Source organism: Halomonas sp. S3-1-1 (assembly GCF_023757625.1).
Lineage (GTDB): Bacteria > Pseudomonadota > Gammaproteobacteria > Pseudomonadales > Halomonadaceae > Vreelandella.
The window spans coordinates 399,273-414,500 of sequence record NZ_JALGBZ010000002.1; the positions used below are offsets into that span (position 1 = coordinate 399,273).

A 15,228-nucleotide genomic window follows, 5' to 3' on the forward strand; every position below is an offset into this window, starting at 1 on the left:
GAGGCACCATGACGACACTCGTAGTCGGCGCGAACGGCCAGATCGGCAAGCAGTACTGCCAGCAGGCGCACAGTAACGGCATCGCCGTGAGAGCCATGGTGCGCCGTGAGGACCAAGCCGTCTGGTTTACCGAGCGCGGCATCGACGTGGTAATCGGCGATCTGGAAGGCGAGATGGCCCACGCCTTCGATGGCTGCAGCGAAGTGGTTTTTACCGCAGGCTCCGGGCCTCATACCGGCCCGGACAAGACGCTGTTGATCGATCTGCACGGCGCGATGCGTACCGTCGATATCGCCAAGGAGAAGGGCCTGAAGCGCTTTTTAATGGTCAGCGCCATTCGCGCCGAGAAGCCGCTGGAGGCCCCGGAGAAAATGCGCCCTTACATGGCCGCCAAGCTCGCCGCCGACCGCTACCTGGAAAATTCCGGGCTGCCCTACGTGATATTGAAGCCCGGCCCGCTCACTGATGAGGCACCGACCCACGGGTTCGCCGACTCAAAAGAGGACTCCCCAAGCGGTTCGATCACCCGGGCGGATGTGGCCTATGCCCTCGTTCACGTTAGCCAGCACCCGGCGCTCGAGAATCGCTCGGTAACGCTCTTGAACGGCGAGCGCTCCATCGGCGAGCTTTTCGGGTAGGCGTGGATGAAACTCGACGCCCCGGTCGGGGTGATCAGCGATACCCACGGGCTGTTGCGCGACGAAGCGCTTAGGCTGCTCGACGATTGCGGGCTGATTCTGCACCTGGGCGACGTGGGCCATAAACCCGAGCACGAAACGATCCTCGAACGCCTACAAGCGCTTGCGCCGGTTTACACGGTTCGCGGCAACATCGACACCGCCCCGTGGGCCGGGCGGCTGCCCATGACGGAAAACCTTGAGGTCAGCGGCTGGCGCCTGCACTTGGTGCATCGGCTCAAGGATTTCAATGAGGCCACCGCTTGTGACGCGGTGCTTCACGGCCACTCTCACAAGCCGTTTCACGCATGGCGCGGTGGCCGTTTGCTGTTCAACCCGGGCGCGGCGGGCAAGCGCCGCTTCAAGCTTCCGCTGACGCTTGGAAAACTCTGGTGTGACGAGCATCGTCTGCGCCATGCCATCCTTCATCTGCCCGTTTAGCACCTGGAGTAGACCATGGCATCATCCGATTCGCTGACCGCTGCGGTTAGAACCCTGCTGACAGCTACCCCGGCAAGCGCGCTGCCGCTAACCTATCAACAGGTCGCCACGGCGCTCGGGCTCGAGCCGCCGCGCACCATTGCTCGGGTCACCCAGGCCCTTGAAGCGCTCATGCATGAAGACGCGGCCAGCGGTCGGCCCTTTATCGCCGCTCTCGTTGTAAGCCGGCGCGACGCCGTGCCCGGCCAGGGTTTTTTCGAGCTGGCGCGCACGCTTGAGCGCTTTCCTTCAGATTTTTCTCTTCAGCAGGACGCCTACCGCGACGAGTTTGCGCAGGCATTGGCTAACCGCTAGCGGCCATGTGAAACGGCTGGGCGCTCTCGAAGTGGCGTCAAAAGCTCGCTCAGGCCGTTGTGGTCGATCTCGTGCATCAGCGCTAGTAGCGTACCGATCTCACCGTTGGGAAAGCCTTCCCGCGCGAACCAGTTCAAATAAGGTCCCGGCAGGTCGGCGATGAGCCAGCCCTGGTATTTGCCAAACGGCATGGGGTAGGTAACGAGTTTTTCCAGATCTTCCGGGTTCACAGCGCGCTCCGTATTGGTCGTGATTGACCGGTGGGGAATTTAATAGCCAAAAGCTTACGTGGCGGCGGCGCTGGCGACCAGTATATCGGCCAGCGCCCGGGCGCTGGGCGTGGAGAGCCCGGCGCCGCGGTGGACCAAGCCAATCTCTCGATAGAAGTCCGGCGCAGGCAATTCGATTGCGCGCACTTTAGCGGGCCAGCGCGTCAGCGATTTCGAGGCGGGCAGTAGCGCCACGCCGACGCCGCTTGCCACCAGCGCAACGATAGCGTCGAGTTCGTCCACCTCGCACACGTCTTCCACCTGGCAGTGCTGCTCGCGCAGAAAGCGCTCTACTTGGCGCCCGCCAAACGACGTCCGCTCGTAGCGGATAAACGGGTGGCGGGTGAGCAGGGCGCGCCAATCATCGCCTTCGATTCCGGCAGGCACCAGCAGCTGAAACGGCTCTTGTGCCAGGGTGTGCCAGTAAAGGCCGCGGTGCAGCGCGAAGGGCGGGCGAATGATGATCGCCATATCGAGCTCCCCAATGTCCACCTGATCCAACAGCGCCATGGAGAGTCCGGGCAGCACGCGGGTTTTACACGCGGGGTGGGCCTGGTGAAAGCGGGCCAGTGCCTGGGGCAGAATCAGCCGCTGCATCGAGGCGATCGCCCCGATGGCCACGGTTTGCGTCTCGGCTCGCTCGCCGGCAAGGCCGAGCTGGCCGTAAAGGGCGATCAGCTCCTGCGCTTGGCTCAGCACTTCCTGGCCCTGATGAGTAAGTTGGGAATTTCGCCCCTGGCGCTCGAACAGCGCTACCCCTAAATGCTCCTCGAGCCGCTTGATCTGGGCGCTGACGCCGGCCTGGGTCAGGCCGATCCTTTGCGCGGCGCCGGCGAACGTACCTTCTTGGGCCACCGCCAAAAGCGTTGTGAGTTCGCGGATCATTGATCAATCCTTGTTGTGAATCGGGCAAAAAAATATTGATTTTATTTTGGCATAAAGCGGCCTAGCATGGATTTTACGCGCAATCGACGCACTCATGACCTTATAGAGGAGCCTGCCATGAGCCTTTCCCCCTTTCATCTCGCCATTCCTGTTTATGACGTGCCGCTGGCACGCGCGTTTTATAACGACGTGTTCGGTCTCGAAGAGGGCCGCTCCAGCGACAACTGGGTAGACTTCAACTTCTTCGGCCATCAGCTGGTCATTCACGGCCACCCGAAAACCCCGGGCCAAGAGAACGCCCACACCAACCCGGTGGACGGCCACGATGTACCGGTGCCGCACTTCGGCGTGCTGCTGGAGTGGGACGAGTGGGAGGCGCTGGCCGAGCGGCTGAAAAACCAGGGTATCGAGTTCGTCATTGAGCCCTACGTGCGCTTCAAGGGTCAGGTCGGCGAGCAGGCCACCATGTTTCTGCTCGACCCCTGCGGCAATGCCCTCGAGTTCAAGGCCTTCAAGGACAAGAGCCAGATTTTCGCTAAATAGGGCCGCGCTCAGGTTTGGCGTTCTCGCTGGCGGTGCGCCAACGGCGTATGACCGAAGTAGCGTTTGTAGTCGCGGCTGAACTGGGCGGCGCTGCGATAGCCCACTGCGAGCGCCGTCTGGTTGACGTTATGACTCTGGCCGGCCAGTAGCGCCTGCGCTTTCAACAAGCGCAGGCGTTTGACGTACTGACCGGGCGAGGTGCGTGTGATCTGCTTGAAGTGCTGATGAAACGCCGACCCGGACATGTTCACCCGCCGCGCCAGTGCCTCGACGCTCACCTCCTGGTCGAAGTGGTCGTGCAGCGTCGACAATGCCTGCACGATACGCCCGTAATGCCCGTGGCCTTGCACCAGCGCGCGCAGCGCAGGGCCCTGCTCGCCGTTGAGCGCCTCGAACACGACCTCGCGAATGCGCGCCGCGCCCATCGCCCGGCACGCTCCCGTATCCCCCAGCGTTTCGGCCAGCCTAAGAATCGCGCCCTGCATGGTCGCGCTCATTGCCACCGAGGCCATGGGCTGAGGAAACGCCTCGACCGGCGCAGGTTGACCCATGGCGCTGGTCAGTTCACCCAGAAGCGCCGGGTCGAGCTTGATCGACACGCCCAACAGCGGCGCCGTGGAGCTTGCGTAGGTTTCACACTCGAATGGCAGCGGCAGAGTTTGCACCAGGTACTGCCCCGGATCGTAGTGGATTTCACGGTCGCCCAGATAGCCGGTCTTACGCCCCTGAGCGATCACGATCAGGCTGGGCTCGTACATCAGCGGCGTGCGCGGCTGGTGGCGGCCAAGATACAAAAGCGACACCTGCTCAAGCGGCGTGGCGTTAAAGCCGTCGTGGCGAATCAGCGCCGCAATGAGCCCGGAAAGCGTCGTCGAGGTATGAAAAGGGGTGACCATGGAGAGTCTCCAGGCGGGTGGTTTCAAAAGATTGTGCCATTTTTGACCGCTTTATTGTTACTTGATCACTCGGTTTTGGAGAAACGAGCAAAAACTGCGTAGCTTTCTGCATCGTAAAGCCCTACCTGGTGGGCGATAATCAGCACCCACGATTGACCCTTCAGGAGTACTCATGAGTCAGACACAATCCTTTGCCGCGTTTGCCGCCGATCAGCCGCTGGCCCCCTTCAGCTTCGATCGCCGTGCGCCGCGCGCCGATGACGTCGCCATCGAGATTCTTTACTGCGGCGTCTGCCACAGCGATCTTCACTTCGCGCGCAACGACTGGGGCATGAGCCAGTATCCGGTCGTGCCGGGGCACGAGATCGTCGGCCGCGTCACGGCGGTAGGCGACAAGGTCAGCCGCTTCAAGACAGGTGATCTGGTCGGCGTGGGCTGCATGGTCGATTCCTGCCGCACCTGCAGTGCCTGTAAGAACGGCGTGGAGCAGTACTGCCTCGAAGGCTTTACCATGACCTACGGTAGCCCCGACCGGCAGGACGGCACCATCACCCAGGGCGGCTACTCGGATTCCATCGTGGTCAGCGAACACTTCGTGCTTAGAATGCCGGACGGCATCGATCTGGCCTCGGCCGCGCCCATTCTGTGCGCCGGCATCACTACCTATTCTCCGTTGAAGCATCACGGTGTGGGCAAGGGCCACAAGGTGGGCGTGATCGGCATGGGCGGGCTTGGTCACATGGGCGTGAAGCTTGCCAAGGCGCTGGGCGCGGAAGTCACCGTGTTCACGCGCTCCAGCGCCAAGGTCGAGGAGGCCAAGCGTAACGGTGCCGATCATGTCGTAGTCTCGAGCGACCAGGCGCAGATGGAGGCGGTGGCAGAGACGTTCGATTTCATGCTCGACACCGTGCCGGTCCAGCACGATCTGAACCCGTATCTCGCCTCGCTCAAGTACGACGGCACGCACATTCTGGTAGGTTTGCTGGAGCCCATCGAGCCGGCCATCGAAGCCTTCAATCTGGTGTTCAAGCGTCGCGTGGTGGCGGGCTCGCTAATTGGTGGCATCGCTGAAACCGAAGAGCTTTTGACGCTGTGTGCCGAACAGGGCATCAGCTGCGATATCGAAATGCTCGATATCAACGACATCAACGAAGGCTTCGAGCGGATGGAGAAAGGCGACGTGCGCTACCGCTTCGTAATCGACATGGCGACGCTGAAAAACGCCTAAACCTGGTGTTGGACATCGCGTCTTGATACTCGCCGCCCGCTCACTGCGTGCGGCGTTTTCGCATGGTGCGCTGCGCCCAAACTAGGATGTGGGCAGGTGGGCCGTCACGCGCAGGCGCACGTAGTCGGCGCTCCAGTGACCCTGGCCGTCGCTCAGGCTGTGGGAGAGCAAATTCAGCGTGTTGTCCATCACCGTCTCCTTGATGTCGTCATCAAGGCCGTGGAAGAAGGGGCTGGCGAAGGTATCGAGCCAGTTGGCCATGCCGGTCGGAAGCTTCGTGGGCCGAGCGATCAGCTCGATGCTATCGACCTTGAAACCAACGGTTTCGAGCAGGTGGGCGTACTCCTCGACGGTGGGGAAGTACCAGGGATGGCGGTGCTTGGCGCTGATGCCGCGAAACTGTAATGAGGCGATCAGCGCGGTGCAGATAGCGGCGACGTTGCCGTGCCCGCCGAACTCCGCCACGAAGCGCCCGCCGGGTTTTAGGGCGCGCTTGATGCAGGCCAGCACCGTTTGCGGGTCGAGCATCCAGTGCAGCGCGGCGTTGCTGAACACCGCGTCGAACTCCTGATCGAAGGGAAGCTGGTAAGCATCGATGCGCCGCGCGTTCACGCCTCGGGCCAGAGCCGCCTTGATCATCTCCTCGGAGGCATCGACGCCGACCACCTCGGCGCCCGTTTGGCCGATGTATTCGGTTAGTGCGCCGTCTCCACAGCCTAAATCGAGAATTCTTTCGCCCGGCTTCGGCGATAACAACTTGACGACATCCTTGCCGTAAGTCACGACATAATCGGCATGCTGCGAGTAGCTGGTAGCATCCCAGGTTTGCCCAGAGGTGTTATTCGAAATATCGGTCATGGTTGTTTCCTGACGTCATTGAGAAGGGCAATAGACTTATCCAGTATAGCTTGGCACCCGGTCCAGCTCGCTGCTGTATCGCTAAGTCATAGGCAAAGATAAATCGATTGCTCAGGTATGTAAAAGCGTCATGTCGATAATGCTCCGTCTGTTGTCTCATTATGCGAGATGAAATCAGTATTTTGTCTTGATAGCTTGTTAGACATCCCTTTCATAACGACAAGCATAAAGACAGCCATGGCCAACCAAGAGCTTACGCTCACCTCGGGCCCCTCGACGCTTCTTCACGCCATGCAGATACTGCAAGTAACGGCGCAGGGAGCACATCGCGGCGCCGGCATCGACGACTATCTGGATGCGCTTAACGTTAGCCGCCCAACGCTTTACCGCTTGCTCAAAAGTCTCAAGGAGCAAGGCTTTCTGCGCTCCTCCACCCAGCGGGGGCGATATCTGTTGGGGTATGAACTGCTCGTATTGGGCGCCCAGGCGGGCAATGGTGCGGGCCTTCGCGATTTGGCGAGGCCTCGTATGCTCTCTCTGGCCCAGTCGCTGGGAGACAGTTTTTACCTGTTCGCTCGTGATGGCGTCAATGCCGTCTGCCTCGAGGTCCAGAACGGTGCCTATCCGGTGGGAAGCTTCGTTAGAGCGACCGGTGGCCGCGTACCGCTGGGCGTTGGTCAGGCATCCATTGCGCTTTTGGCGTGCCTGCCAGAGGGCGAACGCGACGAGATCCTCGCCATCAACGCCAGTCTGCTCGAGCGTGAGTATGCGATCTCGATCTGCGCTGTAAAAACCGAGATCGATCATTTGCATGAACACGGTTTCTCGCGAGGAGTAGAAGGCTCGCTGCTACCCGAGTTCGCGGGGCTGGCCGTGCCCATTCTCGATCACAGCGGGCATCCGCTGGGGGCCTTGAGCTGCTCGATGCTTAAGTCACGCATGACCGATGCGCATCGACAGGATGTGCTGGCACATATGAAAAAAGAAACCCTCGAGCTGGTCAATCAAGCGCACGGTCTGCTCTTTTTCGAATGATCCGACGGGACTGATACCCCATGCCTTTAGCTACACATCCGACTCATCAACGCCGTTGCGGCTGGAACGCTTGGCTGCCCTCGCGGACGCCGCGTCCATCGCTTGTGGGCCCGGAGCGTGCCGACGTGGTCATCGTCGGTGCAGGCTATACCGGCGTGGCTGCCGCCCTGGCGTGGCATCGCCAGCGCCCGGGGGATCGCATTTTGCTCCTCGAAGCCGATCAGGTGGGCGAGGGGAGTCCCGGCCGAAACTCGGGTTTCATGTTGGAGGTAGCCCTGGCCAACGATGCGCATCCCGACGAGCTGGCGCGTATGTCACAGCTCAACGCTCTCAGTCGGCAGACGATGGCCACGCTGCGCCAACGTGTCGAAGAGCTGGGTGGCGACTGCCAGCTACAGCATAGCGGTACCTACCGGGCCGCACGCAGTGACGTGGGCAGACGCTCGCTCGCTCAGTATCGAGGGTTTCTCGACGCAGCGAAGCTTCGTTATGAAGCGCTGAACCAGGGCGAGCTCGCAGAGCGCTTGGGAACCGAGTATTACCTGGAAGGGCTTTACTCGCCGGATTGCTACCTGGTTCAGCCGGCGGCGCTGATTCGTACGCTGGTGGAGGGACTGCCCGCTGGCGTAGAGCTTTACGAGCAGACGGCGGTGCGCGATATCATCGCCGATGGCAGCGACTGGCGCGTCTCCACCGCGCAAGGCGAGGTCCGCGCTCCCTGTGTTCTGCTCGCCAACAATGCCTTCTCGCGGGCCCTGGGCGCCGATACCTCGCGTCTGGTGGCCATCTATACCTATGCCGCGCTGACCGAGCTTCTGCCCGAACAACACCGGCTGCGTATCGCGCGCGAGCCTTGGGGGCTTCTGCCGGCTCACCGACTCGGCTGTACGCTGCGTACCACCGAAGACGGGCGCTTGATGATTCGTTCGCGCTACAGCTATGAGCGCGAAGCCGATAACGATCGCATAGAAGCCGAGCTGAAGGCGAGCCTCGAAGCACGCTACCCGGAGCTTGCGCCCATTCGCTTCGAAAGCCTGTGGGGAGGCACTACCGGCCTAACCTACAACGGTGCGCCGCTCTGGGGCGAGATCGCCCCAGGGCTTCACGTCTCGGCGGGTTGCAACGGCGGTGGCATCGTTAAAGGCACTTATCTGGGGGATGCCTTGGCACGTCGAGCGATGGGGCTCGAGGTAGAAGACGTTCAGGCCCTGTTCGGCACCGCGAGCTGGATGCCGCCCGAGCCGCTTCGCCGGCTGGGGTTTCATATCAAAAGTCGCATGGAGCGGCGTAAGGCCATCAGTGAAACCTGAGCCACCGCTTCGCTTCACGTAACGACATTCCTCACTACAAGAAACGATACGTCCCACTACAAGAAACGATACGTCCCACTACAAGAAGAGATATTGCCATGCCCCCTGATGCGCATATTGGAGTGCTTTCGATCCTGCCCGCGACGCTTGCCATCCTGTTGGCTTTCGTGACGCGTAATACGGTATTTTCGCTCGCGGTCGCCTGTTTTGTGGGCGTTTTGACCCTTGGCCAAGGGTTGATGGGGTTTCCGACCCTGCTCAAGGAAACCCTGGGGACAACGAGCTTTTCCTGGATACTGCTGCTCGAGCTTTTCATCGGTACCGTGATCGCCTTCTTTCAGCGGACCGGCGCGATCCAGAACTTTACCGCTTGGGTCGAACGCCGAGCATTGACGCGAATGAAAGTGCAACTCATCGCCTGGGTCATGGGCATGTTCGTCTTTTTCAGCGATTATTTCAGCCCGCTCTTCGTGGGCAGCACCATGCGCGGGTTGACCGACCGCTACAGAGTTTCGCGGGAGAAGCTTGCCTACATCGCGGACTCGACCTCGGCACCGGTCAGCGTGTTGGTGCCGATCACCGGCTGGGCAGTGTTCATCTCCGGGCTTCTGATCGGCATGGGACCCATCGAGACGGCAGGCCAGGCCATGGGCGTGTTCCTCAAGGCGATCCCTTTCAATCTCTATGCCTGGCTCTCTGTGCTCGTGGTCGGGCTGGTCATCGTGGGCGTCGTACCTCTGTTTGGGCCAATGCGGCGTGCCGAACGCCGGGCAATGGAGGAGGGCAAGGTTCTGCGCGACGGGGCCGAACCGCTGGTAGGCGAAGAGTTGACGGATATTCCCGCCTATGAAGGTGCGCGGACCAGCCTTTTTCTGAACTTCTTTGCGCCAGTGCTCATCGTCATCGGTATCGCCGTGGGAACCTTCATCGTGCTCGACTCGGCCAAGACGATGGAGGCCTTCCTGGCCGCGGCGATCTTTTTGGGAGTGGTCATGCGACTGCAAGGCATTCCTTTTGATGACATCATGAAGACCGCCATCTCCGGCATGAAAGGGGTCATGCCCGCTATCATCATCCTGGCGCTGGCGTATTCGCTCAACCAGCTATCCAAGGACATGGGCACCGCCAGCTATATCGTCGAGGCTTCGCGCAGTTGGCTGACCCCGTCCCTGCTGCCCGCCGTGACCTTCCTGATCGCCGCACTCGTCGCCTTCTCGACCGGCTCCTCGTGGGGCACCTTCGCGATCGTCATGCCGCTGGCGGTACCACTAGCTTTCAACTTCAGCGCAGATGACTTGACGCCACTGGTCTATGCCACCGTAGCCGCCGTTGCCGGAGGCGGCGTTTTCGGCGATCACTGTTCCCCGTTGTCGGATACGTCGGTGTTGGCATCCACGGGGGCAGCGTCGGATCATATCGATCATATCAAGACTCAGATTCCCTTCGCGCTGGCCGTCGCTCTGCCGTCGTTTCTGATCTACTTGGCGCTGGGCGCCTCGTTTTGAGGGTATACGGCGAGGGCAGGGGGGCTGCAAGCAACGCGTGGTAGGAGTCGGGCGTAGAAGTGTGCGATGCTAGGGCGCTTTTCGAAACACATTTGAGAGAACAGCCCCCATGAACGACACGATCAAGCAGATGATGAGCCACCGCTCGGTGCGTAAATTTCGCGATCAGAGCATCCCGCAGGGGCTTTTGCTGGAGCTGATCGAGGCCGGCCAGGCGGCGGCGACCTCGAGCCATGTGCAGGCCTATAGCATCATCGATGTGAAAGCGCCGGAAAAGCGTGAAAAGCTCGCGGAGCTTGCCGGCGGACAGCCCTATATCGCCAGCGCCTCCCACTTTCTGGTGTTCTGCGCGGACATGAAGCGTCCGCTCGAGGCCGCCGAGCGCGCCGGGGCCGAGGTGGTCTCGGGTATGACCGAACAGCTGCTGGTTGCCACCGTCGATGCGGCGCTGGTCGCTCAGAACGTGGTGGTCGCAGCGGAGTCCGAAGGCCTGGGGATCTGCTATATCGGCGGTATTCGTAATAACCCCCAAGCGGTCAGTGAACTTCTAGCGCTGCCCGACCAGGTCTATCCGGTGTTTGGGCTCTGCCTTGGCTATCCGGAGCCGGACAAATTGCCTGAAGTGAAGCCGCGCCTACCGGTGGAGGCGATCCTCAAGCAGGACGTCTACCAGGATGACCGCGAGCAGGTCGCCGCTTTCGACGAGACCATGCGCGCCTACTACCAGGCACGCAGCAGCGCCAACAAGGACACCGACTGGTCGCACAATTTAACCCCGCTGTTCGAAACCAAGCTGCGCGCCCACATGCGCGAGTTTCTCATCGAGCGCGGCTTCGAAATGAAATAGGGCTTGGCCCTCACCATTGGATGGCGTCGTTGAGCAGCTCCTTCAGCGGTATGGGCCTGCCCAAATGATACCCTTGGGCGTAATTAATACCGTGTGACTGCAGGATGGGCACGAGCGCCTGCTGATCGACGAACTCGGCGATGGTCTGTTTACCGAAACCACGAGCGATATCGGCAATGGCTTTGACGATGGTTTGGCTGTCGCTGTCGGTCAGCAGGTTGCGGATGAACGACCCGTCGATCTTGATGTAATCCACCGGCAACTGCCCCAGGTAGTGGAAGCTGCTAAAGCCCACGCCGAAATCGTCCAACGCCGTTTTGCAGCCCAGTTCGCGCAGCTTTTGTAGCACGTTGTGGGCAATCGAAAAGTCGGTGATCGCGGCGGTTTCGGTCACCTCGAGAATCAGTCGACATGGATCGATCCGGTGGGTTTGAAGCTCCTGGGTCAGATACTGGCGCAAGCCATGGTCGTGCAACGACTGCCCGGACAGATTGAGCGCCAGCGAAATGCCGCGCCCTTGCAGTATGGTCAACGCCTGCAGGCTTTGGTGAATCACCCACCGGTCCACTTGCGTAATCAGCCCGCTCTGCTCGGCAATGGGAATGAAGTGCGCCGGGAGCACAAGGCTCTGGTCGGCGTTTCTCAGGCGTAAAAGCACCTCGAAGTGTTTCACTGAGTGATCCTTGAGACACATGATCGGCTGAACCCAGATTTCGAACTCGTCGTTTTCCAGCGCCGTGCGCACCCGCTCGATCCAGTAGACCCGCTCCTGAAGCTCGCTTTTCGCATTGTCGACCATCGACAGCAGGTGCCAGTAGGGGTTACCGCGCTCTTTCGCCTTGTACATCGCGATATCGGCGCTGGCCAGCAGATCCTCTGGCGTATTGCCGTGCAGCGGGTAGAGCGCGATGCCGACGCTGGCGCCAATGTGGTGCTTGCGGCCACCGGCGCTGAAGTCGATGGCATTGATGAGCTGAACGATATACTGAGCGACCCCAATGGACTGGTCGCTGCCGATATCGGTCATCAGTAGCGCGAACTCGTCGCCACCCAAGCGTGCGATGGTGCTGCGCTGTCCCAGATTGGCGCTGAGCGTGAAGGCGACCTCTTTGAGCAGCGAATCGCCGACGTGATGACCACTGAGCTCGTTGATCTCCTTGAACTGGTTGAGATCGAGTAGCAACACGGCCACCTCGGCATGCTCCTTAAGTGAGAGCTGCAGCGCATCCTGGAAGTAGCGGCGGTTGTAGAGCTCGGTGGTGGTGTCACGCTCGGCAAGCCAGGTCAGGCGCGCCTCGGCAATCTTGCGCTCGGTAATGTCCAGCCCCACGGTAATGCGTGAAAGCCCGCCGTTGTGCGCCTGGTTCAAGGGCGCATGATACCAGGCAACGGTAGAGCGCTGCTTGTTGGCCGTCTCGAACGTGCTCTCCTCCGGGGCGGGCCGCTCGACGCTAAGCGGCTCACCGCTTAGCGGGCGGCGGCGCTCCACCAGCGGTAGGATCATTGGGTAGGGGTGATTGAACACTTCGCCGAACCGACGCCCGATCAGATCGTCTTGCTCGAGCCCAAGTGCCTTGCAGGTGTAGCCGTTGACCAGGCGGATATAGCCCAGCGCATCCTGGGCGATGATGAACATCTGGGCGGTGTTGAGCAGGCTGTTGACGAAGTCGCGCTCGCCGGCGAGTTCCTCGATGCGGCTTGAGAGTTCGACACTGCGCTCTTTGGCATCATCCTCGAGGGTATTGAGCTGCAGGGCCAGATCGCGGGTGGCTTCTTCGAGCACGTCGATTTCGTTACGCCAAGGCGAGTGGGTAAACGATAGCCGGCGCTGTACGCTGTCGAACTCTCCGCGCGCCAGAGAGGGCAGCAGCTCGGAAACGTGGCGAAGCCGCGCCATCGGCCCAAAAAGAATGAGCAGTAGCAGAAGCTCGGCGAGTATCCCGCCGGCCACCCCCGTCAGCATCAGCGTGCGGGTGGCTGACTCAATGGCGATCATCTGAAGCGACGTGTCGGCCACCAGCAGAAAGTAGCCGGCGCTTCGCCAGTCGCCGTCATCCTGCATGTAGACGGCGCTTACCTCGATTTGGCGGTTCTCACGGGACACGCTATAGGGCGCGTTGACCAGCTGATGAATCGAAACATCTTTTGCAGCCGTTCGCAAAACCGGCATCGCTTGCTCCGGGCGTGTCAGCGCGACGATGTAGCCTTCCCACTCGGGGATGCTCAACTGCTGCGCGCTATCGCGGTCGTCGCTGCTAGTCACCATCAAGGCGATCTCGCTGCCCGAGACCGCCTTGACCTCGCGCATCGTCTCGGCGAGGTTGCGCGAAAGGATCATCACCCCTTGGTTGACACCATCGCTGAGCACCGGTACCGCGACGAACTGATGACAGGTCAGCGCGCAGCGAAGCCGCGACATCGACGTTTGCGTTTGCAGCACGTCATCGATCCAGCGTCGAGCGGGGAAAATCGGCATCTCGTCGCCGTGGCCCAGATGCACGACCTGATCACCAAGGCGGTTAAACACGAAAATGTTATCCACCCCGCCTTCGAGTTGCAGCGTTGGCCACTGGGCGCCCAGCAGCGAGCGAAGCGTGGGCAGGTCATCGTTTTCAAGGGCGGTGCCCAGTTCCGGGGTGGTGGTGGCAAGCCCGGCCAGCTGGCGCAGACTATCGCTGGAGCGCTGCATGGCCAGATGAATTTCGCGTTGCTGGCGCTCGTGATGCTGATAGCGGGTCGACTCCAGCTGCTGGGTCAAATAGTACTGACCCAAACAAACGAAAAGCACCACCAGTACCATAAGCAAAAGGCTGCTCAGCGCCAGTACACGCCAAGTCAGGCTCAGCCAGCGAGGCGACTGGCAGTTTGCCGTAGGCTGCATGAATAGATGTTTCCCGTTAAATAACGCTTAAAAACGTATGAAGGTGATGATGAAAGCATGTGTCCGTTGTCGCTTGCCTGTCAAAACCTGTTCATTTAAATGCAGGTGAGCCAAGCGCAGTCAGGCCAAATGCCTTTTATTAGACGCTTTTCATAAGGCGAGCTTATCGGCTTTCGAGGAGGGCTAAAACCTTCAATAGCGGATAAAACCGCGCTATCTCGGTGCACGGCGAAAAACGGCGCGGGAAAGCGCATCGGCGGCGTTTTTGCCAAAGGCAGCCAAGCACCAAGGGCACTATACTCATGGCGAAGGTCACAAAAAGTACGGCGCGCGGATGCGCTGTCTGCACACAGTCAAGGAGAGTCACATGGCCGGTGGATGGGCAAAGGATGGCGCCGAGCAGGAGCAGATCGAGAGCACGCTCGAAGAGGGGGTGGAATGGGCGCGCAGCCAGCTACCCAGCGGCGAAAGCCGCCATCACTGCGAAGAGTGCGAGGCGGTGATTCCCGAGCCGCGGCGCAAGGCATTGCCCGGCGTCAGGCTCTGTGTCGCCTGCCAGACCGAGCAGGACAAGCACGCCAGCCGCACCAGCGGCTATAACCGCCGCGGTAGCAAGGATAGTCAGCTGCGTTAGAGTGCCTTGGTCGATGGTACGTTTCGCGGCCCCCCTGTTCTGGCACCTCACGTTGGGAAGAGCGTTTTCATGCAAAAAAGATCCCCCTGGTTTACCGTCAGCCTGCATGTTGCGATCGCGCTGTTGGTGGGCATGGTGCTTGGCAGCATCATCCAGACCCAAGCCAATTTGGCGGCGCTTTCGACCATGGGCGTCGAGGTCTCAGCGTTTCGCCGCGTGATGACCACGCTCTGGGATCTGGTCACCTTCTCACCGATCTACGCGCTGCTGTTTTCAGTGGGTTTCACCGTCTCTCAGGGCGTGGCGCTTTTCATATCGCGGCTGGCGCTGGCCGGGCGCTATCGGCTGCTGCTCTGTCCGCTGCTGGCCATCATCGCGCTGTTTTTGACCTTTCATCTGGTCGACCGGTTTGCCCCGATGCCCACGCTCATGGCTGCTACCCGCACCACGCTTGGGTTCGTGGCGATGCTCGCAAGCGCCGGCGCCGCCGGGCTGACACTGGCGCTGCTGCGCGGTCGCGGGCGACACCACGCGCACCGCGCGACGACGGCCACCGAGCCGCCGTCGCGCTGATGGCGGCAAGTGTGGCGTCAACGACCCCGCCCTGGGCACGGGCCTAAGAGCAAGCGCCAGTCGGCTACCGGTTGGAAACCGTATGCGAGGGCCTCGAGCATCCCCGAGGCTAGCTTTTTCACCGAGCGGCCCGAACGGCTTTTGCGGATAATACCAACTGAAAAATGCTTTGCTACCGACAACCCCAAGCGCATTCGCGATGCACACCGGCCCCCACTACAGTAGGCGTATTCGATGTTTTTTCGGTTACGTTAAGTCGCTTGTTTTATCAATCGAAATGGAAACCAGGTCG

Annotated in this window: 16 protein-coding genes; 11 read left to right on the top strand and 5 right to left on the bottom strand. The window is 60.7% G+C overall.

What is annotated here, in order from left to right:
- Nucleotides 1-8: 8 nt before the first annotated feature.
- Genes MQW23_RS06890 through MQW23_RS06900 form a run of 3 tightly spaced genes read left to right on the top strand, consistent with a single transcriptional unit; the run spans nucleotide 9 to nucleotide 1,472 of the window.
- Complete coding sequence (locus tag MQW23_RS06890; protein WP_252107125.1) at nucleotides 9-638, top strand: SDR family oxidoreductase; 630 nt, start codon at nucleotides 9-11, stop codon at nucleotides 636-638.
- A 6-nt stretch (nucleotides 639-644) separates the two neighbouring features.
- On the top strand, nucleotides 645-1,118 hold the full coding sequence (locus tag MQW23_RS06895) for a metallophosphoesterase family protein (protein ID WP_252107126.1): 474 nt from the start codon (nucleotides 645-647) through the stop codon (nucleotides 1,116-1,118).
- 15 nt (nucleotides 1,119-1,133) lie between these two features.
- The gene (locus MQW23_RS06900) at nucleotides 1,134-1,472 is read left to right on the top strand and encodes a hypothetical protein (RefSeq protein ID WP_252107127.1); all 339 of its coding nucleotides are present in this window, start codon (nucleotides 1,134-1,136) and stop codon (nucleotides 1,470-1,472) included.
- On the opposite strand, the gene MQW23_RS06905 is transcribed toward MQW23_RS06900, so the two are convergent.
- Both MQW23_RS06905 and MQW23_RS06910 read right to left on the bottom strand, forming a co-directional pair.
- Nucleotides 1,469-1,702: a DUF3820 family protein gene (locus MQW23_RS06905; RefSeq protein ID WP_252107128.1), complete on the bottom strand. Its 234-nt coding sequence runs from the start codon at nucleotides 1,700-1,702 to the stop codon at nucleotides 1,469-1,471. The genes MQW23_RS06900 and MQW23_RS06905 overlap by 4 nt on opposite strands.
- A 54-nt stretch (nucleotides 1,703-1,756) precedes the next feature.
- Nucleotides 1,757-2,626: a LysR family transcriptional regulator gene (locus tag MQW23_RS06910; RefSeq protein ID WP_252107129.1), complete on the bottom strand. Its 870-nt coding sequence runs from the start codon at nucleotides 2,624-2,626 to the stop codon at nucleotides 1,757-1,759.
- A 117-nt stretch (nucleotides 2,627-2,743) separates the two neighbouring features.
- Between MQW23_RS06910 and MQW23_RS06915 the strand changes: the two genes are divergently transcribed.
- Entirely contained in the window at nucleotides 2,744-3,169 is a 426-nt protein-coding gene (locus MQW23_RS06915) for a VOC family protein (protein WP_252107130.1), read from the top strand.
- A gap of 8 nt (nucleotides 3,170-3,177) precedes the next feature.
- Here MQW23_RS06915 and MQW23_RS06920 read toward each other — a convergent pair whose 3' ends face one another.
- Complete coding sequence (locus tag MQW23_RS06920) at nucleotides 3,178-4,065, bottom strand: AraC family transcriptional regulator (RefSeq protein ID WP_252107131.1); 888 nt, start codon at nucleotides 4,063-4,065, stop codon at nucleotides 3,178-3,180.
- 172 nt (nucleotides 4,066-4,237) lie between these two features.
- Between MQW23_RS06920 and MQW23_RS06925 the strand changes: the two genes are divergently transcribed.
- Complete coding sequence (locus MQW23_RS06925) at nucleotides 4,238-5,293, top strand: NAD(P)-dependent alcohol dehydrogenase (RefSeq protein WP_252107132.1); 1,056 nt, start codon at nucleotides 4,238-4,240, stop codon at nucleotides 5,291-5,293.
- An 81-nt stretch (nucleotides 5,294-5,374) separates the two neighbouring features.
- Here MQW23_RS06925 and MQW23_RS06930 read toward each other — a convergent pair whose 3' ends face one another.
- A complete protein-coding gene (locus MQW23_RS06930; RefSeq protein WP_252107133.1) occupies nucleotides 5,375-6,151 on the bottom strand; it encodes a class I SAM-dependent methyltransferase in 777 nt (258 codons plus the stop codon).
- 237 nt (nucleotides 6,152-6,388) lie between these two features.
- On the opposite strand from MQW23_RS06930, the gene MQW23_RS06935 reads away from it, so the two are divergent.
- The 4 genes from MQW23_RS06935 to nfsA all read left to right on the top strand — a co-directional run bounded on the left by MQW23_RS06935 (nucleotide 6,389) and on the right by nfsA (nucleotide 10,848).
- Nucleotides 6,389-7,186, top strand: coding sequence for an IclR family transcriptional regulator (locus tag MQW23_RS06935; RefSeq protein WP_252107134.1), 798 nt, complete (start codon nucleotides 6,389-6,391; stop codon nucleotides 7,184-7,186).
- A 20-nt stretch (nucleotides 7,187-7,206) separates the two neighbouring features.
- Entirely contained in the window at nucleotides 7,207-8,496 is a 1,290-nt protein-coding gene (locus MQW23_RS06940) for an NAD(P)/FAD-dependent oxidoreductase (RefSeq protein ID WP_252107135.1), read from the top strand.
- 98 nt (nucleotides 8,497-8,594) lie between these two features.
- Nucleotides 8,595-10,001, top strand: coding sequence for a Na+/H+ antiporter NhaC family protein (locus tag MQW23_RS06945; protein ID WP_252107136.1), 1,407 nt, complete (start codon nucleotides 8,595-8,597; stop codon nucleotides 9,999-10,001).
- Between the two features lie 109 nt (nucleotides 10,002-10,110).
- Nucleotides 10,111-10,848, top strand: a complete 738-nt coding sequence (gene nfsA, locus MQW23_RS06950; RefSeq protein ID WP_252107137.1) for an oxygen-insensitive NADPH nitroreductase — start codon at nucleotides 10,111-10,113, stop codon at nucleotides 10,846-10,848.
- Nucleotides 10,849-10,858: 10 nt separating this feature from the next.
- Here the strand turns inward: nfsA and MQW23_RS06955 are convergent, their stop codons facing one another.
- Nucleotides 10,859-13,729 (bottom strand): bifunctional diguanylate cyclase/phosphodiesterase, encoded by a 2,871-nt coding sequence (locus MQW23_RS06955; RefSeq protein ID WP_252107138.1) that lies wholly within the window; start codon nucleotides 13,727-13,729, stop codon nucleotides 10,859-10,861.
- A gap of 367 nt (nucleotides 13,730-14,096) precedes the next feature.
- On the opposite strand from MQW23_RS06955, the gene MQW23_RS06960 reads away from it, so the two are divergent.
- Nucleotides 14,097-14,363: a DksA/TraR family C4-type zinc finger protein gene (locus tag MQW23_RS06960; protein WP_252107139.1), complete on the top strand. Its 267-nt coding sequence runs from the start codon at nucleotides 14,097-14,099 to the stop codon at nucleotides 14,361-14,363.
- A gap of 69 nt (nucleotides 14,364-14,432) precedes the next feature.
- Nucleotides 14,433-14,936, top strand: a complete 504-nt coding sequence (locus tag MQW23_RS06965) for a hypothetical protein (RefSeq protein WP_252107140.1) — start codon at nucleotides 14,433-14,435, stop codon at nucleotides 14,934-14,936.
- Nucleotides 14,937-15,228 lie beyond the last annotated feature (292 nt).